General features: G+C 42.3%; 20 protein-coding genes and 1 pseudogene. 10 read left to right on the plus strand and 11 right to left on the minus strand.

Going from position 1 to position 22,071, the window contains the following annotated elements; genetic code table 11:
- Positions 1-64 precede the first annotated feature (64 nt).
- From truA to asd, 5 genes are all read right to left on the minus strand, one after another.
- Positions 65-862: a tRNA pseudouridine(38-40) synthase TruA gene (truA, locus tag FTU38_RS03550; RefSeq protein ID WP_078189716.1), complete on the minus strand. Its 798-nt coding sequence runs from the start codon at positions 860-862 to the stop codon at positions 65-67.
- Between the two features lie 16 nt (positions 863-878).
- Positions 879-1,841 (minus strand): asparaginase domain-containing protein, encoded by a 963-nt coding sequence (locus FTU38_RS03555; RefSeq protein WP_180110593.1) that lies wholly within the window; start codon positions 1,839-1,841, stop codon positions 879-881.
- Between the two features lie 49 nt (positions 1,842-1,890).
- Positions 1,891-3,201 (minus strand): fimbrial protein FimV, encoded by a 1,311-nt coding sequence (locus tag FTU38_RS03560; RefSeq protein WP_180110578.1) that lies wholly within the window; start codon positions 3,199-3,201, stop codon positions 1,891-1,893.
- A 75-nt stretch (positions 3,202-3,276) separates the two neighbouring features.
- Positions 3,277-4,707 carry a hypothetical protein gene (locus FTU38_RS03565; RefSeq protein ID WP_180110579.1) on the minus strand — a complete coding sequence of 477 codons (1,431 nt, stop codon included), beginning with the start codon at positions 4,705-4,707 and terminating at the stop codon, positions 3,277-3,279.
- A gap of 143 nt (positions 4,708-4,850) precedes the next feature.
- On the minus strand, positions 4,851-5,969 hold the full coding sequence (gene asd / locus FTU38_RS03570) for an aspartate-semialdehyde dehydrogenase (protein ID WP_180005293.1): 1,119 nt from the start codon (positions 5,967-5,969) through the stop codon (positions 4,851-4,853).
- A gap of 185 nt (positions 5,970-6,154) precedes the next feature.
- Between asd and FTU38_RS03575 the strand changes: the two genes are divergently transcribed.
- Both FTU38_RS03575 and FTU38_RS03580 read left to right on the plus strand, forming a co-directional pair.
- Positions 6,155-7,282 carry an endonuclease/exonuclease/phosphatase family protein gene (locus FTU38_RS03575; RefSeq protein ID WP_180110580.1) on the plus strand — a complete coding sequence of 376 codons (1,128 nt, stop codon included), beginning with the start codon at positions 6,155-6,157 and terminating at the stop codon, positions 7,280-7,282.
- 371 nt (positions 7,283-7,653) lie between these two features.
- Complete coding sequence (locus FTU38_RS03580; RefSeq protein WP_257225669.1) at positions 7,654-7,959, plus strand: hypothetical protein; 306 nt, start codon at positions 7,654-7,656, stop codon at positions 7,957-7,959.
- 177 nt (positions 7,960-8,136) lie between these two features.
- Here FTU38_RS03580 and FTU38_RS03585 read toward each other — a convergent pair whose 3' ends face one another.
- The 4 genes from FTU38_RS03585 to FTU38_RS03600 form a co-directional block, all read right to left on the minus strand.
- Positions 8,137-9,249: a glycosyltransferase family 4 protein gene (locus FTU38_RS03585; RefSeq protein WP_180110582.1), complete on the minus strand. Its 1,113-nt coding sequence runs from the start codon at positions 9,247-9,249 to the stop codon at positions 8,137-8,139.
- A gap of 32 nt (positions 9,250-9,281) precedes the next feature.
- Positions 9,282-10,217 (minus strand): LpxL/LpxP family Kdo(2)-lipid IV(A) lauroyl/palmitoleoyl acyltransferase, encoded by a 936-nt coding sequence (lpxL, locus tag FTU38_RS03590; protein WP_180110583.1) that lies wholly within the window; start codon positions 10,215-10,217, stop codon positions 9,282-9,284.
- A 99-nt stretch (positions 10,218-10,316) separates the two neighbouring features.
- Positions 10,317-11,078: a 3-oxoacyl-ACP reductase gene (locus tag FTU38_RS03595; RefSeq protein WP_180066295.1), complete on the minus strand. Its 762-nt coding sequence runs from the start codon at positions 11,076-11,078 to the stop codon at positions 10,317-10,319.
- 186 nt (positions 11,079-11,264) lie between these two features.
- Entirely contained in the window at positions 11,265-13,169 is a 1,905-nt protein-coding gene (locus tag FTU38_RS03600; RefSeq protein ID WP_168377902.1) for an ATP-binding cassette domain-containing protein, read from the minus strand.
- A gap of 34 nt (positions 13,170-13,203) precedes the next feature.
- Between FTU38_RS03600 and FTU38_RS03605 the strand changes: the two genes are divergently transcribed.
- From FTU38_RS03605 to FTU38_RS03635, 7 genes are all read left to right on the plus strand, one after another.
- Entirely contained in the window at positions 13,204-13,449 is a 246-nt protein-coding gene (locus FTU38_RS03605; RefSeq protein ID WP_078189840.1) for a SlyX family protein, read from the plus strand.
- Positions 13,450-13,581: 132 nt separating this feature from the next.
- Positions 13,582-14,583, plus strand: a complete 1,002-nt coding sequence (locus FTU38_RS03610) for a hypothetical protein (protein ID WP_180110584.1) — start codon at positions 13,582-13,584, stop codon at positions 14,581-14,583.
- 70 nt (positions 14,584-14,653) lie between these two features.
- Entirely contained in the window at positions 14,654-15,103 is a 450-nt protein-coding gene (locus tag FTU38_RS03615) for an ammonium transporter (RefSeq protein ID WP_180005286.1), read from the plus strand.
- 38 nt (positions 15,104-15,141) lie between these two features.
- Complete coding sequence (gene topA / locus FTU38_RS03620) at positions 15,142-17,784, plus strand: type I DNA topoisomerase (RefSeq protein WP_180089002.1); 2,643 nt, start codon at positions 15,142-15,144, stop codon at positions 17,782-17,784.
- A gap of 90 nt (positions 17,785-17,874) precedes the next feature.
- Positions 17,875-18,678 (plus strand): NYN domain-containing protein, encoded by an 804-nt coding sequence (locus tag FTU38_RS03625; protein ID WP_180021114.1) that lies wholly within the window; start codon positions 17,875-17,877, stop codon positions 18,676-18,678.
- Position 18,679: 1 nt separating this feature from the next.
- Complete coding sequence (locus tag FTU38_RS03630) at positions 18,680-19,438, plus strand: hypothetical protein (protein ID WP_180110585.1); 759 nt, start codon at positions 18,680-18,682, stop codon at positions 19,436-19,438.
- A gap of 126 nt (positions 19,439-19,564) precedes the next feature.
- Positions 19,565-20,137, plus strand: a complete 573-nt coding sequence (locus FTU38_RS03635; RefSeq protein ID WP_180110586.1) for an HdeD family acid-resistance protein — start codon at positions 19,565-19,567, stop codon at positions 20,135-20,137.
- 77 nt (positions 20,138-20,214) lie between these two features.
- Here the strand turns inward: FTU38_RS03635 and FTU38_RS03640 are convergent, their stop codons facing one another.
- Complete coding sequence (locus tag FTU38_RS03640; protein ID WP_180055624.1) at positions 20,215-20,664, minus strand: carboxymuconolactone decarboxylase family protein; 450 nt, start codon at positions 20,662-20,664, stop codon at positions 20,215-20,217.
- A gap of 83 nt (positions 20,665-20,747) precedes the next feature.
- Here FTU38_RS03640 and FTU38_RS03645 point away from each other — a divergent pair, with 83 nt between their 5' ends.
- Positions 20,748-21,878: a glycerate kinase gene (locus FTU38_RS03645; RefSeq protein WP_180110587.1), complete on the plus strand. Its 1,131-nt coding sequence runs from the start codon at positions 20,748-20,750 to the stop codon at positions 21,876-21,878.
- Positions 21,879-21,961: 83 nt separating this feature from the next.
- Here the strand turns inward: FTU38_RS03645 and FTU38_RS03650 are convergent.
- Positions 21,962-22,071: pseudogene (locus FTU38_RS03650) on the minus strand (IS5/IS1182 family transposase); the annotation flags it as partial.

Genomic DNA, 22,071 nt, shown 5'->3' on the forward strand with positions numbered 1-22,071 from the left:
TAGAACCTAGCAATGGCGAAAATGACACTCATCCCTCTGTGAAAGGGAGGTTGGGAGGAATTTTTTATTCAGGCATATTTAACCAATGAGGTCCTAGCGGAACTTGAGGAAGTTCAAACTGTGCTGGATAGTCTGCATGGATAAAATACAGCCCATCGGGCGGTGCGGTGACACCAGCTGCTTTTCGGTCTTCAGCCGCAAAAATATCGTCAATATGGTCAACGTCATACATACCTTGCCCAATTTCCAATAAACAGCCCATGATGTTACGCACCATGTGATGTAAAAAACCATCGGCCTGAATATCTAGGACCAAGTAACATCCGTGTTGGATCAAGCGACAATGACTGACATGACGAACAGGCTGATTGGACTGACATGCGGCGGCACGGAAGCTTTCGAAATTATGGGTGCCTTCAAATTTAGCGGCCGCACGTTGCATTTTTAGCACATCTAATTTTGCATAAACATGGGTCACTTGCTTATGCAGTAAAGCTGGGCGCTGTGGATTGTTATAGACTACATAGCGATAACGACGTGCTTGCGCCTTAAAACGGGCATGGAAGTCCTGATCCATTTCCTTAATCCATTGGATGGAAATATCACGGGGTAATTGGCTATTGCTGCCCATTAACCATCCACGAATGGGACGAATCGCCTGAGTATCGAAATGTGCCACCATATTGGTTGCATGGACGCCGGCATCTGTTCGGCCAGCGCCATGCAACATGATTGGCTCATTGGCCACTTTACTGAGGACGGTTTCAATGGTTTCTTGCACGCTTGGTACGCCCGGTTGCTGAGTTTGCCAGCCCTTGTATTGCATGCCACAAAACTCAATCCCAATCGCAAAACGTTGCATAGTTACCTCAAATGACTTAATCGTTCCAATGCGCAGTCCAGTCTGCGGCACTGCCGTATTGTAAATACATTTTCAAACATTTGGCATAAAGATCTGCATGCCCCAAACAATTGCTCAGTAATATTCCGCTGTCTTTGACCCAGTCACTGACAGCATAGCGCTGATCTATACCGCCATGAACAACCTGTGTACTTAAAATAATTTTGCAATTTTTTTGTTGTATAGCCTTCAATATATTGAGTAATTCAGCACCAACGGCAATGTTGCCTGTACCAAAACCTTGCAAAATTAAAACATCTGGCGTGTGTGAAAGCAGAGCCGCTAAATTTTGACTGTGTAGATCAGTTGCTATCGGTTGCCACATCCAATTCAGGCAATTGAAATGAGCTGCTTTGTCTAAATCATTGGCTTGAACAATATAAGGCGATGTAAGCGTTGAAAGTGGCTGTGTGGCTGGCAGCCCATCAAAGGCTTTCAGGTCGGTTGTATGTATTTTGAGTGCGGATTGAGCATGCATCAATTGATGATGAAAGGCCAAATAAACCCCAACACTCGATCGGTGTACCGATTCCAAGGCAAAATTTAAATTGTCGATGGCATCGGTAAATTCACGGGTGTTGTCACCAGCCACATTAAACAGCGGATATTGGCTGCCTGTTAGCACGATATGAGCAGACTGTCCCATAAAGTGTGCAAGCACTGCGCTGGCATAGCTAAGCGTGTCTGTGCCATGAATAATTACGAAATGCTGAAATTGTTGTAATTGTAAGCTTTGAATTTGTTGGATCAGTGCCAGCCAGTCGGGTGCGGTACAGGCACTACTGTCACGAATGACAGGTGCGACAAAACATTCAATGTTAAGGTGCAGTGGCAGCACATGCTGTAATTTAGGTAAAAACGCATTCGCTGGCATGGGGCTTAACGGTTCACCGATACAACCGAAGGTACCACCCATATAAATAAGAGCAATTTTTTTCATCATAAAAAAAGCAGCCTTGAAAGACTGCTTTAGTTTAAATCGCTTTTGCTTAAGATGCGATTTGATTCAGTAACTGATCTGCTTGTTGACGTTGAGCTGAAGAAAACTCAGCTTCTTTTTCAGTCAAAATTTCACGTGCAGCGTCATAAGCACCTAGTTTGATGTATTGCGCTGCCAATTCAAGATTCAATTCAATTTCATTGACTTCAACCAGTTCAGGGAAAGATTGAACCAATGGATCATTTTGGTCTGTACTAGATGGGGTTGACGGTGTGCCTAAACCGCTAATGTCAAAACTCACACCACTTGATGCAGGTGCGGCAGGTTTCTCTTCAGGCGTAGACTCTAGGTTAACCTCTGTTGCAGGAGCAACAACCGCTTCTTCTGTTTTTGCTGTTTCAAAAGTACCTAAGTCAAAGTTTAAGGTTGGAGCTTCAACTTTGTTTTCTTCTACCACTGGTGTTTCTGTTGTAAATGAAAAATCTAAAGGCTCGATTTTTTCTTCTACAGTTTCTGTTTTGGTTTCAGTCGCAGCTTCAGTGCTTGGGGCAAAGTCCATTGCAAAATCAATCGGTTTGATTTCTTCAACGGCAGGAGATGGCTGAGCAATCTCTTCGGTTTTCAGTGTTGCTTCAAGTGCAGGCTCTGGTGAAATCGAAAGCGTATCAAATTCAAGCGGCTGTATTTTTTCAGCAGGTGCACTTTCAACAGGGGTAGAAATGTCTGCTTTTGCAGGTGTTTCAGTGGTGAAATTAAAATCTAGTGGTTTAATTTCTGCTGCTTTTGGCTCAACAGGTGCAGCAGTTGAACTTTGCATTAAAGCATCAAAATCAGAGGTATTTTGAGCTTTTGATGGAGCCTCTTCAGTGATCGGTGATACAAAGTTAATGGCATCATCTTTTACATTTTGAGAATTTTCAAACTCTACTTTTTTTGCTTCAGCTTGTTCTAAAATTTCATCGAGTTCAAGTGAGCGAATATGGCTCAGCAATTGGCTGATGGCAAATTCGTCTTTTTGTAAAATGTGAATATCTAATAGATATAGATACAACTCATGTTGTGAGTTATCACGTTTTAGTGATTGATTGATTTGCGCTTCAGCAGAAAAGAAATTACGTTCCGCAATTAATTTTTCAATTTTGCCACGAGCATCGGTCGTTAATGGCGTCATTGATTTTTTTTCAATGACACTGCTTTCAACCACTTGAGTTTTCTTCGGAGTCGCTTTGGCCGAAACACCCGTTTTCTTGGTTTTAGTGGATGTTGGTTTGGCTTTATCTGATTCTTGACCTTTTTGGCGTTTGTTTAAAAAAACCAATACGATCACTAAGATCACTAATGGAATCACATAAATCAGCATGTTTTAACCCCTTGGAGATAGAGCGATATAAAGTTGCACTCATCCCTATAAAATCTTGATTGGTAACGTTTTAGTTTATTGGCTTCTTTTATCTGCTTGTTGAGCTTTCAACTGTTGTTGCAGTTGAGCAAGACGAGCATTTAATAATTGAATTCTGTGATCCTTTTGATTTAGCGCCAATTCTAATTGAGTTACGTTTCTCTGTAATTTAACGGTTTTTTCACGAGATGTCATAACTTTTAATGACAACTCTTTCGAAGTTTTATTCTTTTCTGCTGCACTGTTGGCAGAAGTTTGTGCCGAATCTTGTGCTTTCTCTGCAACCAGACTCATTTCAGCTTGATTCAAACGGTATTTGGTTTTGCCTGACTGCTTCGAAGGCACTTTGGCAAGTTCTGCCGCAGAGACTTTTACAGGCTGTTTTGCTTGCTGCATACCATGCAGATTTAATGCCGCACCACGGCGCAGACGGTTTACGTCGCCCTGAATGAATGCATGTTCGTTGCTGTTTTTAATCTGTTGCATGACTTCAGAGACAGGGCGGTTTTGTTCTGTCGCAATACGTGAGGCAATCCCCCAGAGGCTTTCATTTGAGCGAACCACATATTTTGCCGCAGGTGTTGCTGTTGATGCAGCTGCAGTACTTGTTGGTTTTGGTGTAGATGCTGTTTGAGTTGTCGTTGTTGGATTTTCACGTTTTTGTGCTGCCTGCTCCGCAGCAAATTTTTGTGCCAATGGGTCTTGAGATCTTGCAGTTGATGCTGTTGCAGTTTGTGTGGCTTGCATTTCTGAACTGACAGAGCCGGTCGAATTGGTTTTTGTAACTTTCGAAATTGATGTTTCAGAACCTGATGAAGTACTTGCGCTATTTTGCTCCGCAGGTGCAACGCTATAATTTTGCACATGCGTGACAGGTTCAATCGCAACAGGCGTTGACGTTGCTAATTGTGCTAACTTCGGCGGTGTTTTGGTGCTGAGTAGTAAGGGTTGTTCTACAGCTACAGGTGCTTTTGCGGTGTAGAGGGTGCTAACAGGTAAATTTAAGGCAATTTCTTTTTCATTTACAATCACGACAGGTGTTAAAGCACGCTCATTGGCGGTTTGATTCGCATTCGATGTGGTTGGATTGCGTTTTAATGGGGTACGAATTTGTTGCAGGCGTGAAGCATTACCTTCTTTAATATTAACAATAAAATTAAGCTCAGCATCGGTCACTGGACGCGAAGAGGTAATGGTAATTACCCCATTGCCCGCACCATCACGACGCGTAAAGAAGTTTAAATGCCCCGGTGGTTGATGCCCTGTACCCATACTTAACAAATCTTCTGCCGTGGCTAAACTTGCATTGAGCGGCACAGATGTATTTGAGTGGCGAAAATGAATCTCAGCGTACAGCAATTCCCCGGGTGCTGACTGGACTTGTACAGGATCAATGCTGATCGCTTGAATGTTTTGAGATGCAATAACGGCTAAAATGGCGATCTTTAATTTGTTATATACGGTCATCTTAATCTTTAGCTCGAATATATGTCGCATGGCGAAAATTATAGATTAGCGAGTTGTCGAAGAATTGTAAAATATTTACACGACAGTTACATAAAAAAGCCGATCAATTGTGATCGGCTTCTTGTTCAGAGACTTAAAAATGCTTAAGCATTTTTATAATCAATGAGAATTCTTAGCATACGACGTAAAGGTTCAGCAGCACCCCAAAGCAATTGGTCACCCACAGTGAATGCGCCTAGGTATTCTTTACCCATGTTGAGCTTACGTAGACGACCAACTGGAACAGACAAGGTGCCAGTTACAGCAACAGGAGTCAGATCAGTCATTGAAGCTTCACGCGTATTTGGAACCACTTTAGACCAATCGTTGGCACTTGCGATGATATCTTCGATTTCATCCAGTGGAACATCTTTACGAAGTTTTAAAGTCAATGCTTGTGAGTGACAACGCATCGCACCAATACGGACACAGTGTCCATCGATTGGAACGATTTGCTGGTTGCCTAAGATCTTGTTGGTTTCAACTTGACCTTTCCACTCTTCTTTCGACTGACCGCTTTCAAGCTGTTTGTCGATATAAGGAATGAGAGAACCCGCTAAAGGCACACCGAAGTTTGCAGATGGGAAACCTTCGCCACGTTGTAACTGTGCAATTTTAGAATCAATATCTAAAATTGGTGAACGTGGGTCATCTAGCAAGTCTTTGGTGTTGTTATACAAGTAGCCCATACCTGAAATCAGTTCACGCATGTTTTGCGCGCCTGCACCAGAAGCCGCTTGATACGTCATAGACGTTGCCCATTCCACTAAATTATTTTGGAATAGACCGCCTAAACCCATCAGCATAAGTGAAACGGTACAGTTACCGCCCACGAATGTTTTTGTACCTTTCACTAAGCCGTCTTTGATTACGTTCATGTTTACTGGGTCAAGTACGATGATCGCTTCATCATCCATACGTAAAGTCGATGCAGCATCGATCCAGTAGCCATTCCAGTTTTCTGCTTTAAGCTTAGGGAAAACTTCAGTCGTATAATCGCCACCTTGGCAGGTGATAATGACATCCATTTGCTTCAGACTATCAATGTCCGTTGCATCCATAAGTGCTGGGGCAGTCTTACCACCAAACGCAGGGGCTTCACCACCTGCATTACTGGTAGAAAAGTAAAACGGTTCGAAATGAGCGAAATCGTTTTCTTCAACCATACGTTGCATAAGGACGGAACCAACCATCCCGCGCCAACCGACCAGACCTACTTTCATGTCACTTTGCCTCGGTGCGTTAAAAAAATAAAAAGGGGGTTCGAGTGTACCAAAAGGGCGCATAACTGCAAGCGCTACATAATGAAAACACCAATAATATTGTGCAATATATCTTGTTTATGTTACATGCAAAACTGATATAAATTTATGAATCAATAAAAAATAAAGAATATAAGGGAGGCGTAATGATTTGGATTGAAATACTGGCGGGCTTCGTCATTTGGTTGACATTTTGGTCACTCATACCACGAGATGAATGGTGGTTTCGTGGTGCAGATTTTCCGCGTCTGCAAATCTTGGCTTTGGGCATCTTTGCCTTCATAGGCTTAATTTTATGGAATGCTGAATGGGACTTGGCGCGTGAAATCATTTTAATTGGGTTGATTGCTGCTTTGGCATATCAATTAAAAATGGTTTTGCCTTATACCTTTATTTGGAAAAAACAAGTCAAAAAAGTTCGATCAGACCAGCTAGATAAACAGAAACAAATTTCAATCATTGTCTCAAATGTACTTACGGCGAATACTCAATATCACTTATTATTGGCACAAATACAAAAGCATCAACCTGACTTAGTACTCACGCTAGAAACAGATCAAACTTGGCAAAATGAATTGGCAGTGATTGAAGCTGATTATCCTTATCGCGTACCCGTACCTTTGGATAATTTGTATGGCATGCATTTGTATAGCAAGTTAGAACTTAGTGAAACTGAAGTCAAATTTATTCTCAGTGATGAAATTCCTTCGATCCATACCCGAGTCACCTTAGCATCAGGAAATCAGGTTCAACTGTATTGTTTACATCCCAAACCGCCAAGTCCAACAGAAGCCAAAGATTCAACTTTACGCGATGCAGAATTGCTGATTGTGGGCGATCAGATTAAAGATTTAGATGAAAGTTGCATCGTTATGGGGGACCTGAATGATGTGGCATGGTCACGTACTACACGACTCTTTCAACGAATCAGTGGGCTTTTAGACCCACGTGTTGGACGGCATTTCGTAAATACCTTTCATGCCAATTATCCACTGCTGCGTTGGTCGCTCGACCATATTTTTCATAGTACAGATTTTGCATTGGTACATATGGAACGCTTGCCCAATATCGGTTCAGACCATTTTCCAGTCTATGTGGTGCTGCAAACAGGCAGGGTATTTGAGCAAATCCAAGAAGAATTAGAGCAAACAGATGAAGATGAACAAGAAGCGCAAGAGGCAATTCAGGAGGGTATAGAAAAAGCTGAGGAAGAGGAGAAGATTGTGACTGATGAAATCGCCCGTGATTATAAGGATGGTACGAAGGCACCTTGATTTTGTTTGATTTAAGAGAAAAGTGTAAGAAATAGCTTACACAGCTTTCGGCTTCTGACGAATGGTCAGGTCAAGTGTATTGACTTATTCTTTGTTCATCGGCACATGGAACTGGGAACGGAACATCCCACTAAGGAAGACGAAGCCGATGGAAGCATCACGGAACGGATGCAGGAAAGGAAAGCCAATAAAAAATAAAAAGAATACTTGTGAAAGCACAACCTCATAGACCCGAGTTTTGCAGGATGCAGAACTCGGGTTTTGCTTTTGTGATATACATATTTTTGCTTTTCTTTTGATCAATTTCTTTATACAGTGTGCCAAGAAAAAAGAGATGAATTTCCAATAAAAATATAGGTATGAGGCGTTCTATGCTGTCCGAATGGCACCAGAAATTATTGCAGATTACACACTTATCTACGGATGCACTTTCCATTTATCTTGGCTTAATCCTGTTCTTTTTTATGGCCTTTTGCCATCACCGCCAATTGAAATCACATTATGCGATTTGGACCGTTGTGGTCGTCGCAGTGGGTTTGGAATTGTTTAATGCACGGCATGACATTTTAGATAGAGGTTATTGGCGTATAGGGCAAAGTTTGCAACATATTTTGAATGTCTTGTTACTGCCGCTAATCCTCTGGTTAATGGCTCGATACCGTGTGTGGAAGGGCTAAGTGGAAGCGCGAAATTGAAGGGCTAAATAGTAGGGTTGAATCACCATTGAGTCATTCATAATAAAAAAGGATATTGTGCATTTCACAATATCCTTTCTAGATGCAGATCTAGTTGCTGAATTAAAAATATTTCCAGAGCGTTATCCTGCACAGCAAAGATCTATGGAGTGTAGTCAATCAAGCTGAATGCTGAGAGACCACCTGCGTATACAACTCCAAAGTCTGGTCACACATCTCTTTTAAACTAAACATACTGATAGGCTGCACGTGTTGTGGTTGGTCTAAATGCAACTTTAAAGTGTCGAGTAATTGTGTTTCATCATCGACAGTGACTAAACCTTGCGAATAGACATTCGATAAAATTTCAGCTACGCCACCACGGTTCCAACCAATCACAGGTGTACCGACAGACAGTGCTTCGAGTACAGTCCGTCCAAAGGTTTCCGCTTGGCTCGACAAAGATAAAACCAAATCGCTAAAAGCTAACCATTCACGGATATCTGAACGGTGACCGACAAAAGTAATCCGATCACTCAGTCCTTTCGCCGCAATGCTGTCTTGCATTTCTTGTAAATAAGCTGCTTTTTTCGGATCAGCACCACCGACTACCACCGCATGTACGTCGGGATACTGTGCTTGTAGCTGTTCCATTAAATGGATCAGGGTTTCATGACCTTTCAAACGGGTGATACGGCCTGGTAAGCATATCAGACGCTTATTTTCTAGTTCAGGGAAGTCTTTTAGGGTTTGATTGAGCCACTGTGCTGAGGGTTGATAGCCATGTGGAAAAGCAGCAGGGTCAATGCCACGATAAATACGCACAATGTCTTCGGTAGGGCAGTTTTTGTAGTTATCCGTGATGTATTTGACAACACTATCCGAGACCGCAATGACTTTTTCAGCCTGTGTCATGATTTGACTGTAGCGATTTATCGAATAAAAGCCATGTACAGTTGAAATCAGGTGAGGTCGCTTGTTAGCTGGAATCCCTTTGAGGGCAAAATGCGTGAGCCACGCGGGGACACGTGAGCGCACATGCACGATATCTGGTTGATGTTGCTCAATCAGTTTACGTAGTGGACGAATTTGCCATAAGCTTGATAAGGCTTTTTTATGGATTGCGAGTGTGAGATGAGTTGAGCCTTCGGCTTCTAATTGAGTCACCATACGGCCACCATTTGAAACCACTAATGACTCATGACCGGCGGTCACTAAAGCACGAGCTATTTCTAAGGTTCCTCGCTCGACACCACCACTGTTCAATTCAGGTAAAAGCTGCATCACTTTCATAGCATTTCTCTTTTTTATGTGCTGAGTTGAACTCAATAGATTTTGTCATAGCCTTGTGGGCGGGTTTTAAAGCGGCGATGGAACCACATGTATTGTGTCGGTGCGATTCGTAGCTGATTTTCAATAATTTTATTGGTTCGAATAGCATCCGAAACTTCATCGTCACTCGGAAAATTGTCCAAAGCAGGTTCAATCAATACATGATATTGAGGGTTGCTGATGTCGCCATCTCGATAAAAATACAATGGGATCGCTACGGCTTTAGCAATTTTTAATAAGCGACGATGCGCAGTAACAGTGGCTGCGGGAGTACCAAAAAACGGAGCCATGACCCCTTGTTTTAAACCAAAGTCTTGATCGGGACTGTACCAAATGGCATGGCCATTTTTCAGATTGCGAATTAAGCCACGCATATCATCATGGTCGATTTGGTTGGCATAGATGGTGGCACGGCAACGCACAATCAACATATCCAACAGCGGATTATTTTGCGGACGATAAACCACATCCGGCTCAAAGAACTGTGCGCATAAATAGCCACCAGCATCGAGCAGGGTAGAATGTGTGCCGAGGAGTAAAATACCTTTGCCTTCAGCTTGTGCATTTTGAATATGTTCTAAGCCTTCAATTTGCACCCGATTTTTGAACCACTGCGGGCTGTACCATGCATTTAAGGTTTCAAAAATACCAATCATTTGGTCGATAAAAACCTGTCTTGCATTAGCTTCAATCTGTTCTGCCGTCCATTCAGGAAAGCAAACTTCCAAGTTGCGAATCGTGGTTTTACGACGTGATTTGAGATTGTTAAATGCGACAGAACCGAGGAATTGTCCAAGGCGATACTGAATTGCCCATGGAAGAATCGCCAAAATCATAAGAAATACAATCCCTATCCAAATTCCCCAATACTGAGGAAGTAAGAAAGACCATTGGAATTTTCCGGGTTGATATGTTGGCTTTTGACTCATAGGGCTAAATCAAAGATTAAAAAATAGGGTTCAGTTTAGCATGAAGCTGAATTGAAAGAGAAAGTTCAACCTCATGCTGCATCAGACTTAACCTTTGACTTAACCTTTGACTAAACCGCCATCGACAATCAAATTCTGCCCGGTGACCGCACGTGAGTAAGGGGACAAGAACATCATGATGGCCGCAGCAAATTCTTCAGGCGTGGTCACTGTGCGTAAAGGTGTCGATGCCGCGATTAAATCAAACACGGCATCGGGTGTGGCTTTACTGGCATCGGTGCTTTGTAATAAGCCACCAGAAAGCATATTGACGTTAATCCCAAACTCACCCAGTTCATGCGCCGCTGTGCGGGTGAAGGCCAACAGCGCTGCCTTTGCTGCAGTGTAGTCGTGGTAAGGCACGACAGGGTTTTGTACCAGGTTGGTACCAATATTCACAATGCGACCAAAACCCTGTGCTTTCATCTTGGGAAGCGCCGCTTGAGTGGTGTTGAGTGCAGCGACGACTGCTCCATCAAATTGTTGCTGTAAGTGCTGTGCAGTCAGTTCTTCCATTTTAGGACGGGCATCGCCATTAAATTGAAAATGGATGAGGGCATTATTCACGACAGAGGTGATTGAGGCACCAAAATGTGCTCTTGCTGCGGCAAAAAGCTGTTCTACTTGAGCTTTATCAGTGACATCTGCTTGATAGGCAAACACTTGCTGAGGAAATTCGGTAGTCAATTGTTCTGCTGCAGTTTGACTGGATAGATAGTTCACGACCACGCGTGCGCCTTCAGCTATTAAAGTTTGGCTAATTGCCAAACCGAGGCCACGTGCGCCTCCTGTAACTAAGACAATTTGATCTGAAATTTGCATGTTCGTGACCCAATCTAATGTTGAGTGTCACCATAGCAAGCTTTTCACATTAGTGGAATCGTCTTTACAGACGCTGCATGCTCCAATTTGAAACTGAGTCATCCGATCTAATAATTCAGTCGAGTCATACGAGATAAAAAAAGCCGTATCGAAATACGGCTTTTTCTGTGTGGAATATTTGTGGACTTAGCCTTTAGCGAGCGTTTCTAGCTCATCTAAACGTTCCATTTTTTCTAGCATTTCGTCATCAATTTCAGCAAGACGCTGTGATGCTTTAGTGGCAGCATCGGCGTCAGTCATGAACCAAGAACCGTCGGCTAATTTTTCAGACAATTCAGCTTGCTCTTGTTCTAATGCTTCAATTTCAGTCGGTAGTTGTTCTAGGGCACGTTGGTCTTTATAGCTGAGCTTGACTTTTTTAGGCACGGCAGCGGCAGCCGCGGCTTCGGCTTTAGCCATGGCTTTTTTCACATCGCTTTTTTGATCCACGACAGTTTGGTCAGGACGCTGTTCCAAATAGTCTTGGTAACCACCGATGTATTCATCGATTTGACCTTTACCATCAAAGACCCAAGTCGACGTCACCACGTTGTCCATAAAGGCACGGTCATGCGAAATCAGTAACAGTGTGCCTTTGTACGCGCTGAGCATTTCTTCTAACAGTTCAAGCGTCACCATATCCAAGTCGTTGGTCGGTTCGTCCATCACAATCAGGTTCGATGGTTTCAGTAGCAGTTTCGCCAACAGAATACGGTTACGCTCACCCCCAGACAGTGCTTTAACTGGTGTACGTGCGCGTTCTGGAGAGAATAAAAAGTCTTGTAAATAACTGTAGATGTGACGACGGCTACCGTTTACATCGACATGGTCTGAGCCTTCAGAGACGTTATCTTTCACTGATTTTTCAAGATCAAGTGCATTTCGAAGCTGATCAAAGTAAGCAACTTCAAGCTGTGTACCTGTTTTTACTGTACCAGTATGTTCTTGCTCACCCAAAATAGCTTTAATGAGGGTGGTTTTACCCACACCGTTGTCACCGACTAAACCGATACGGTCACCACGTAATACCAGCGCCGAGAAGTCTTTGATGATTGGAGCACTGTTGCCAAATTGCACAGCTAAGTTTTCAATTTCAAAGACCACTTTACCTGAGCGCTGCGCATCTTGCGTTGCCATGCTCACTTTGCCTTGTTGTGAACGACGTGCTTTAGACTCTTCACGCAACGCTTTTAAGGCACGAACACGACCTTCGTTACGGGTACGACGCGCTTTAATGCCCTGACGAATCCACACTTCTTCTTCAGCGAGTTTTTTATCGAATAGCGCATTTTGTTTCTCTTCCGCTTCCATTTGCTGAGCTTTGAGTTCGAGGTAACGTGAATAGTTGCCTTCATAGCTACGCAAAATGCCGCGGTCAAGTTCCACAATACGAGTCGCAATATTGTCGACAAATGAACGGTCATGCGAAATAAACAACAGGGTTAAGTTGTTTTGATCGAGTAAGAATTTTTCGAGCCATTCAATACTTTCAACGTCCAAATGGTTGGTTGGTTCGTCGAGTAGCAATACATCGGGCTGGGTTAAGAGAGCACGTGCCAATAGAACACGACGCTTACGACCACCAGACAAATCTGCAAGGTCAGCTTCTGGGTCTAGGCCCATTTTACTGAGGATAGCATTTACTTTGGTTTCAAGTGACCAGCCATCCATTTGATCCATCTGATGTTGTAAGTTACCCATGCGCTCACAGGCGTCCATATCGCCGAGTACGCAGGCTTCGCTGGCTTCATGATAAGCACGTAGAACAGTTGCAGCTTCACCAGCACCATCGGCTACAATATCAGCGACTTTGCCCGAATCCATGGGTACATCTTGCGCAAGCATTGAAATCGTAATGCCATTTTGCAATGAAACTTCACCGCCATCTGGCAATAAAGTTCCCTCAATCAGTTTAAGTAAAGTAGACTTACCTTCACCATTACGACCGATTAGACATACTCGCTCGCCACGTTCTAAACTGAAGTTCGCGCCGTCGAGTAGGGAAGGTCCGCCAAATGCAAGCTGGACGTCCCTTAAAGTAATATAGGCCATAATGTTTCCTGAAATCTTATATGAGGAGTGTAAATTGACTACACAACAAAATCTTGATGAACAGGCGTCATTTTCCGCACCCATTGAAGATTTGCAAGTCCGAATTGCATTTTTAGATGATTTAGTTGACCAACTGAATGATCAAGTTGCGCGTCAAAACGCCGAAATCGCTGATTTAAAGAAACAAATGCAGATGTTGTATCGTCGTATTGAATCGGCAGATTTATCTGAAGGTATTGCGGCATTTGACCCGATGACCAACCGCCCACCGCATTATTAATGTTGATTATGAATGACAAGCAGATGACGAATCAGCGCCAAAGCTGTGGATTGGTGTAAATTTATTTGACCTTTTGCAGCGTGACAGGTCTAATGCACCGCATCTGCTGATCGAAACCCATTATTTCATCTCATGAGTCAAAAAGTTGTCCTGCTAGATTTGGAAAATAACCCGCCCACAGCAAATCTATTGCGCAATATCATTGAACATTACAGTACTTTGTATGTGTTTAGCTGCAGCGGAAAATTTGAATATGCACTTGAAGATTTGACTGAAATTGCAGGGTGGATCGCGAGTGGTCAATTGGTGGTTTTGGATATTCCAGAAACGCCGCAAAAAGAATTTGAATATGCGGTGATTGTGGGGCAACTGATGGCCTGGATGGATCCAGATGCGCATATTGAAGTGATTTCAGCAATGCCTGATATTGAATTACTGATGGAACAATTGAACGGCACTGGACTCAGCGCACATCTTATTCAAATTCAGTCAGAACAAGAAGTTTCACATAAAGTGAAGTATAAAATTCCTGACCTAGAAACCATTCGGAATAAACCTGATTTATTACTGATTAAACACTATTGTGATGGTCTGGAAAAACTCAGTGGCAAACCCAACAGTTTGGATAAACTGAAAAACTCATTGATGAATATTTTGCAAGTCTCTAGCGAAAAAGCTCAGCATTTGGTCGGTATGTTGATCAATCTAAAAATCGTCAAACGCTTTGATGAGCAGATTTCGATTCGAAAAAAAGTACTCAAACAATGGGTGCAGCTAGATTTAAATACGACTGCTGAAACAGCATTGCCGATAAAAACAGACCTGAATGCATTTACTGCTTCACTCGAAGAACAAACCTCAAATACTGATGATACGGCATCGATGATTCAGGCTGCACAGCAAGGCTTATTTAAAAATTTCAATAAGATTGATCCTGTGCAAATGGAAGTGATCCGAAAATTGCATGAATTAAAGTCAGATAAACCAAAAGATATCTACGCCTTACGTGATTTATTGGAGCAAATGTTCCCACAATCTGATGTTCGACTATTACTTAAAGAGTTGATCGAAAAAGGATATATCTATTGGAATGGTCACGAAGTGCTGTATAGCCACGAGATGTTCCTGAATTAATTTTATCGAGTGAACTTGCGTTTTATATTGCGCTTATGCAACTCTAATAAAGGAATATAAAGGTTGTGCTATGGAAAATACTGGAATCTGGGTTACTGTTTTTATTGTGGTCTTTGTACTTGGGTCGATTTTTGGACTTCGAGTAAATCCTAGAGAAAAAGCCTTAGGCATTATGCGCGAGAAGGCGCGTAAGATGGGGCTGCACCCACGTTTAGTGGCTGCACCTGCTTGGACCAAGATTCCAATGGCTTCTGAAAAACGTGCCAGTATGGTGGCGTATTACAGTGTGCTGATTCCAGATGCGCGTTTGCCTTTAATGCGTGCTTTAGTGGTCGATGACAAACTTGAACTGGTACATGGTGATGACAAGTTCAAGGATTTAGCCATTACATTAAAGGGCATTTATGCTATTGATATGCAGGCAAACTGTGTAGGACTCTATTGGAACGAAGAATCTGACTTAAGAGCCACACAGCTTGAAGATATGAAAGCATTTTTACATTCATTGGCTGAACTTTAAATTTTAAAAAACCTATTAAACAGGAATGATGGTTAACTATGGCGAACGCTCCTCGGTCCACATCTAAAAGTACCACAGCAAAATCTGCCGATGCTGGGAAAAAGCGTGCGTTAGTGATTGTGGAATCGCCTGCAAAAGCGAAAACAATCAATAAATATTTGGGCTCTGATTACATCGTAAAATCATCGGTGGGTCATGTCCGTGATTTACCTACAGGCGGCTCGAGTAAAACAGCAGAGAAAAAGCCAGTAACTCGTGCGAAATTAACTGAAGCTGAAAAAGCCAAAAAAGCACAAAAAGCTTTGGTTAATCGTATGGGTGTAGACCCTGAAAATGACTGGAAGGCACAGTACGAAGTCCTACCGGGTAAAGAACATGTTGTTGCGGAACTGAAAAAGCTTGCATCGCAAGTTGACGAGGTCTATCTCGCAACGGATATGGATAGGGAAGGAGAAGCAATTGCTTGGCATTTAAAAGAAGTAATTGGCGGTGACGACTCACGTTATCAACGTGTGGTGTTCAACGAAATTACCAAAAATGCCATCCAAGAAGCGTTTAAACATCCTTCTCGCCTGGATACAGATAAAGTCAATGCTCAGCAAGCCCGTCGTTTCCTCGACCGTATTGTGGGCTTTATGATCTCGCCACTCTTATGGGAAAAAATCGCCCGTGGTTTATCGGCAGGTCGTGTGCAATCTGTGGCTGTTAAACTTGTGGTTGAGCGTGAACGTGAAATTCGTGCCTTCGTTCCAGAAGAATTTTGGCAAGTTTTTGCAGATACCAAGTCGAAGAAAGACGATATCCGCTTAGAAGCGGTGAAGCAAAATGGCAAGACTTTAAAACTGCACAATAAAGCTGAAACGGATGCTTTACTGAACCTGATTAAAGATGCCCACTACACAGTTTCAGCACGTGAAGACAAACCAACCAAGGTTAATCCAAGCGCGCCTTACATCACGTCTACATTGCAACAAGCAGCAAGTACACGTTTAGGTTTTTCTGTGAAGAAAACCATGATGTTGGCACAGCGGTTATATGAAGCCGGCTTTATTACCTACATGCGTACAGACTCAACATTCTTGAGTGATGACGCTGTAAATATGGTTCGTGGTCATATTGAAACTGAGTTTGGTCAAAAATATTTACCGGCTAAACCAAATCGCTACGGCAATAAAGCTGGTGCGCAAGAAGCCCATGAAGCGATTCGTCCATCAAATGTCGCGCTAAAAGGCGATAGTTTGGTGGGTGTAGAGCGTGATGCACAGCGTCTTTATGACCTGATCTGGCGTCAGTTCGTTGCATGTCAAATGACCCCTGCAGAATATTTATCATCAACGATTTTAGTTAATGCCAATGGCGTCGAACTCAAAGCCAAAGGCCGTACATTGGTCTTTGATGGTTTCACTAAAGTGCGTGGCCAAAACAAATCGGATGATGATGTACTGTTACCTGCTGTAAAAGTCGGTGAAGTACTGAAACTTGAAAAATTAGATCCATCGCAGCACTTTACTAAACCACCTGCGCGCTTCACTGAAGCATCATTGGTCAAAGAGCTTGAGAAAAAAGGGATTGGTCGTCCATCGACGTATGCTGCGATTATCTCAACCATTCAAGACCGTGGTTATGTGAAGCTTGATAACCGTCGTTTGTTCGCCGAGAAAATGGGTGAAATCGTGACAGACCGTCTCGATGAAAACTTTAATAACTTGATGAACTATGCATTCACGGCAGATCTTGAAGGTCAGCTGGATAAAGTCGCTGATGGTGATCGTAACTGGAAAGAGTTACTCAATAGCTTCTACGGTGATTTTAAAACACGTTTAACCACAGCTCAGGGTGAAAATGGCATGCGCCGTAATTTACCTGTAGAAGTGGATGCGGTGCACTGTAAAGAATGTGACCGTCCGATGCAGATTCGTACAGGGACTACAGGCGTGTTCTTGGGTTGTTCAGGTTATAACTTACCGCCAAAAGAGCGTTGTAAGGGAACTTTAAACCTGACACCTGTAGAATCATTGGCTGCACTGTCTGACGATGACTCGGCAGAAACAGCAGATTTAATGTCGAAAAAACGCTGTCCAATCTGTGAAACAGCCATGGACAGCTATGTGATTGATGGTGGGCGTAAGTTGCATATCTGTGGTAATAACCCAGACTGTGCTGGTTTTGAGCTTGAAGAAGGTGAGTTCAAAATCAAAGGGTATGATGGCCCAACCATTCCGTGCGACAAATGTGATGGCGAAATGCAATTGAAGACAGGCCGTTTCGGTCCTTACTTTGCATGTAATAGCTGTGACAATACACGTAAAGTGTTGAAGAGCGGTCAGCCGGCACCTCCACGTGTAGATCCAATAAAAATGGAACACTTACGCTCAACCAAACATGATGACTTCTTTGTCCTTCGTGATGGCGCAGCAGGTTTATTCTTAGCTGCAAGTAAGTTCCCGAAAGTACGTGAAACTCGTGCGCCTAAAGTCGCGGAACTACGTTCTGTCGCAGATCAGTTGGATGCGAAATATCAGTTCATCTTACAAGCACCAGATGTCGATCCTGAAGGAAACCCAACATTAGTAAAATTCAGCCGTAAAAACCAAGCGCAATATATTGGTTCTGAAAATGCTGAAGGCAAACAAACCAAATGGTCTTTGGTGTACCAAGACGGTAAGTGGGTTGAGGCTTAAGCTTTAAAACCAATAAAGTGCTGACTTCGGTCGGCATTTTTTATGTCAGAATTAATCAAAATTTAAATGATAAAAATGATTGGGGGAATAGTGGAAATTCAAACAAAAAAGTTTGCTGTACTCATAGATGCGGATAACTCATCAATCAATGCTATTCCATCTGTGTTGGAAGAAGTTGCAAAATATGGAATCGCAAGTGTTAAACGAGTTTATGGAGATTGGAGCAGCGAAACCTTAAAAAATTGGCGTGAAGTCTTACTTCCTCATGCCATCACACCTGTTCAGCAGTTTGCTTACACAAAGGGCAAAGATGCAACGGATATGATTTTGATCATTGATGCGATGGATTTGCTGTACGCAGGTGCATTGGATGGCTTTTGTATTGTTTCAAGCGACAGTGATTTTACCCCTTTAGCATCTAGAATTCGTGAAAATGGATTAAGTGTTTACGGCTTTGGAAAAAAGTCGACGCCAGAGGCATTTAAAAAAGCATGTGATAAATTTATTTATGTTGAAAACTTACTGCAAGATAATGAGCTAAAAAATACTGAAGAAGATCTTATTAATTCACCAATTAAAGAAGTCATTGAAAATACAAAAGTAAGTGAACCAAAGCCATCTGTGCAGATTAAAGAGAATACAATCACTGAAATCATTGATAAACCCACTTTAAATTTGATTTATAAAGCTGTGAAAGATAATGCGGATGAAAATGGATGGGCCAATTTAAGTATGGTTGGGCAATATATCAGCGCAGTCAAACCTGACTTTGATTCTAGAAACTACGGTCGAGCAAAATTATCTGGACTAATTAAAACGCTAAATTTATTTGAAACAAAAATAGAAATGAGTCAAATGTATTTAAGAAAGATAAAAAAGCAGAGTACGATTTAAAATGTGGAAAAAAATTCGGGTGCTGTGTTTACTGCTGATTCTACTAGTGGTCGCAGTCAATGCCTATAAAGACAAAAATCAAGACTGGAGTAAACCGATCTTTGTATTGTTACATCCAATTAATGCCGATGGTCGAGAGAGCACTCAAGCTTATATACAGCAGCTCTCTGTCAATGATTTAAATGATGTTCAACAATATTTACAAGCGACAGCACAGAAATACCGAGGGCAACCGACTTATGTGTATTTTAAGTTAGGTCGCGAGCTGAAAGTTTTACCTCCCAAAGTACCCAATGACGCCGGTATGTTGGACGTTATCTTATGGAGTTTGAAATTCCGCTACTATGCTTGGCAGCAGCATGAAAATGTAGATGGTGTTTCGAGTGTGACGCTATTTTTAAATTATTACGATCCGACTCAAACCAAAGTACTTAAACATTCCACAGCCTTGGAAAATGGTCGAATTGGATCGGTGAATTTATTTGCATCGAATAAACAGACAGCGCAGAATAAAATCGTTTTAGCCCATGAGTTATTACACGCTTTTGGTGCAACTGATAAGTATGATTTGGCCACAGGTCAGCCTATCTTCCCTGTCGGTTATGCAGAGCCCCAGCGGCAGCCTTTGTTTCCACAAAGCAAAGCTGAATTAATGGCGGGGCATATTCCTACCTCACAGACGCAAAGTAAAATGCCTGAAGATTTAGCTGATACTGTGGTGAATGACGTCACAGCGATTGAACTGGGATGGAAAAAATAATGTGGATAAAACCTATCTTATCCACAGTCTAAGTCAGCAGTGTGGATAAGATTTGGACTTTTCTTTCATTTTTCTTCATCATGAAGTTGCATAATCCATTGAATAACGAATAACTTGAGAAAAAGCATGAGAACAGTAGGCAACGATTTAATTCGCAGTCAGCTCCATGAAAACCGTAAGTGGTATCTCGGTTTAGGTGCTTTATTGGTGGTCTTCGGATTGGTCCTTTTGGTAGCCTTGCCATTTGCGACACTTACGGTGATTTATATTTTTGGTGTGCTGATGATGTTAGGTGGTGTAATCCACTTCGTCGCGGCATTTAAAATTTTTGAAGGCGGCTACCGCTGGTTCTGGGCACTATTTGGTGTGTTGTATTTGGTCGCAGGCTATTATGCATTTACAACGCCTGTCAAAACGGCCATTGTCCTAACCAATTTATTGGCGATTATCTTGATTATTGCAGGGGTCATTCGTATCTTTAATGCTGTGCTATTTCGAGCATTTCAAGGTTGGGGATGGACGCTATTTTCAGGTCTATTGACCTTGATTACGGGTGTGATCATTTTGATGTCACCTGATGCACCATTTTGGGTATTAGGATTATTCTTGGCGGTTGATATTTTATTCCAAGGGGTCAACTACCTTACTTTGGCTTCTTATATTCGACGTGAAGTACCGAAAAGCTCGGCAGAGCAGTAAACTGCTTGCGGATCTGATAAATAAAAAAAGAGTGCTGAGGCACTCTTTTTTTATTCAGTTTTAATATGTACAACCCGTTAAGGTTTCACGCTATAGCGGCTACTAATGGCGATACGATTCCATGTGTTAATGACAATCGCGAGCCATTCAATTGCACTGATTTGATCATCAGTTAAAAATGGTAGAGCATCTTCATAAACTGCATCGGGAACTTGGCCTTCGGCAATCAATGTAATCGCTTCGATCAAGCTTAAAGCCGCACGTTCTTTTTCATCGTAGTACGCAGTTTCACGCCATGCATTGAGTAGGCTAATACGTTCAATGCTTTCACCTGTTTTAAGTGCATCTTGCGCATGCATGCGAATACAGAACGCACATTCGTTGATTTGGGATGCACGTAATTTGAGTAAATGAGCTAATCCTTCACTTAGGCCAGCTTCATTTATTTTTTTCATTGCCAGTGCATCAAGTTCTGCGACTTTTTTATATAGCTCAGGTGCAGACTGACCTAGATTGATTCGTGACATTTCGAGCCTTTCTGATGTTTTTAGATATACCTGCTATTTTAAAACCGTTATGGTTGAGGACAAGTTTTATTTTGAGCATTTAGATGACCACTTTTGTTCTTGCGCCCGATTCATTTAAAGAAAGTATGAGTGCTCAACAAGCCTGTGACGCGATGCGGCGTGCAATTTTAAAACTCATACCTGATGCAAATGTCATCGCTGTGCCAATGGCAGATGGCGGTGAGGGAACTGTGGATGCGTTACTCAGTGCTTGCCACGGTCAAAAAGTGCCGATAGCGCTTACAGGTCCTTTGCCCAATCAACGTGTGACGACGTATTTCGGTTTGATTGACGGAGGAAAAACTGCGGTGATTGAAATGGCAAAAGCCAATGGTATTCATCTTGTCGATATTGCTCAGCGAAATCCTTTACTGACGTCAACTTATGGTACGGGCGAAATGATCAAGGCTGCTCTAGACTTCGGAGTAAGTAAAATTATCATTGGCTTGGGCGGGAGTGTGACCAATGATGGCGGTGCAGGTATGGCGCAGGCCTTGGGGGCACAATTTTTAGATGAAAATGGCTTGGAAATAGCAGTTTGTGGTGGTTGTCTTGATCAAATTAACAGTATTGATTTGACGCAGCTCGACTCACGTTTAGCGCATACAGAAATTATCATTGCCAGCGACGTCATTAATCCACTATGTGGTGAAAATGGTGCATCCCATATCTTTAGCCCGCAAAAAGGTGCAACGCAGGAGATGGTGCGTCAGTTAGATCAGAACCTCAGTCATTATGCTGATGTGGTTGAAGAGACACTGGGTTGTGCTTTACGTGATGTAGCAGGTGCAGGCGCTGCAGGTGGATTAGGTTTTGGGTTGATGGCTTTTGCAGGTGCATCAATGCGATCAGGTGTAGAGTTGGTTATTGAACAAAGTCAGTTGAAGGAAAAAATAGCACAGGCAGACTATGTGCTGACAGGTGAGGGAAAAATTGATCAACAAACCAAGCTTGGTAAAACGCCATTTGGTGTGGCACAGGTCGCAAAAAGTTTAAATAAGCCCGTGATTGCTTTTGCTGGTGTGGTTGGTGAGGATATCGCGGAACTCTACGATTTAGGTTTCACACAGATTGTTGGGATTAATCCACCAGATTGTAAGTTGAAAGATACATTAAAATATGCGGAACTAAATTTGGAACATTGCTGTAGAAATGTGATGAGATGTTTGAAATAAAAATCAAGGTAAAATTTATACATGCATCTAGTGAGTTTTAAGATAATCGTAGTTAGAAAATATGATTAGATTTCTTTCATAAGTCATTTTTCACTCAGCTCTAAGTTATAAATTCCAGCAATTAGATTGAATCTCAATGCTAGTCTTTTGCCTCGATTGCGATATCGCTCAGCAAGAATTTTGAAGGTTTTCA

Source organism: Acinetobacter sp. YH12098 (assembly GCF_013419235.1).
GTDB classification, from domain to species: Bacteria; Pseudomonadota; Gammaproteobacteria; order Pseudomonadales; family Moraxellaceae; genus Acinetobacter; species Acinetobacter amyesii.

Coding starts and splice junctions, on each gene's coding strand:
- truA (WP_078189716.1), bottom strand. CDS start 862: ATGCAACGTTTTGCGATTGGGATTGAGTTTTGTGGCATGCAATACAAG.
- FTU38_RS03555 (WP_180110593.1), bottom strand. CDS start 1,841: ATGAAAAAAATTGCTCTTATTTATATGGGTGGTACCTTCGGTTGTATC.
- FTU38_RS03560 (WP_180110578.1), bottom strand. CDS start 3,201: ATGCTGATTTATGTGATTCCATTAGTGATCTTAGTGATCGTATTGGTT.
- FTU38_RS03565 (WP_180110579.1), bottom strand. CDS start 4,707: ATGACCGTATATAACAAATTAAAGATCGCCATTTTAGCCGTTATTGCA.
- asd (WP_180005293.1), bottom strand. CDS start 5,969: ATGAAAGTAGGTCTGGTCGGTTGGCGCGGGATGGTTGGTTCCGTCCTT.
- FTU38_RS03575 (WP_180110580.1), top strand. CDS start 6,155: ATGATTTGGATTGAAATACTGGCGGGCTTCGTCATTTGGTTGACATTT.
- FTU38_RS03580 (WP_257225669.1), top strand. CDS start 7,654: ATGCTGTCCGAATGGCACCAGAAATTATTGCAGATTACACACTTATCT.
- FTU38_RS03585 (WP_180110582.1), bottom strand. CDS start 9,249: ATGAAAGTGATGCAGCTTTTACCTGAATTGAACAGTGGTGGTGTCGAG.
- lpxL (WP_180110583.1), bottom strand. CDS start 10,217: ATGAGTCAAAAGCCAACATATCAACCCGGAAAATTCCAATGGTCTTTC.
- FTU38_RS03595 (WP_180066295.1), bottom strand. CDS start 11,078: ATGCAAATTTCAGATCAAATTGTCTTAGTTACAGGAGGCGCACGTGGC.
- FTU38_RS03600 (WP_168377902.1), bottom strand. CDS start 13,169: ATGGCCTATATTACTTTAAGGGACGTCCAGCTTGCATTTGGCGGACCT.
- FTU38_RS03610 (WP_180110584.1), top strand. CDS start 13,582: ATGAGTCAAAAAGTTGTCCTGCTAGATTTGGAAAATAACCCGCCCACA.
- FTU38_RS03615 (WP_180005286.1), top strand. CDS start 14,654: ATGGAAAATACTGGAATCTGGGTTACTGTTTTTATTGTGGTCTTTGTA.
- topA (WP_180089002.1), top strand. CDS start 15,142: ATGGCGAACGCTCCTCGGTCCACATCTAAAAGTACCACAGCAAAATCT.
- FTU38_RS03630 (WP_180110585.1), top strand. CDS start 18,680: ATGTGGAAAAAAATTCGGGTGCTGTGTTTACTGCTGATTCTACTAGTG.
- FTU38_RS03635 (WP_180110586.1), top strand. CDS start 19,565: ATGAGAACAGTAGGCAACGATTTAATTCGCAGTCAGCTCCATGAAAAC.
- FTU38_RS03640 (WP_180055624.1), bottom strand. CDS start 20,664: ATGTCACGAATCAATCTAGGTCAGTCTGCACCTGAGCTATATAAAAAA.
- FTU38_RS03645 (WP_180110587.1), top strand. CDS start 20,748: ATGACCACTTTTGTTCTTGCGCCCGATTCATTTAAAGAAAGTATGAGT.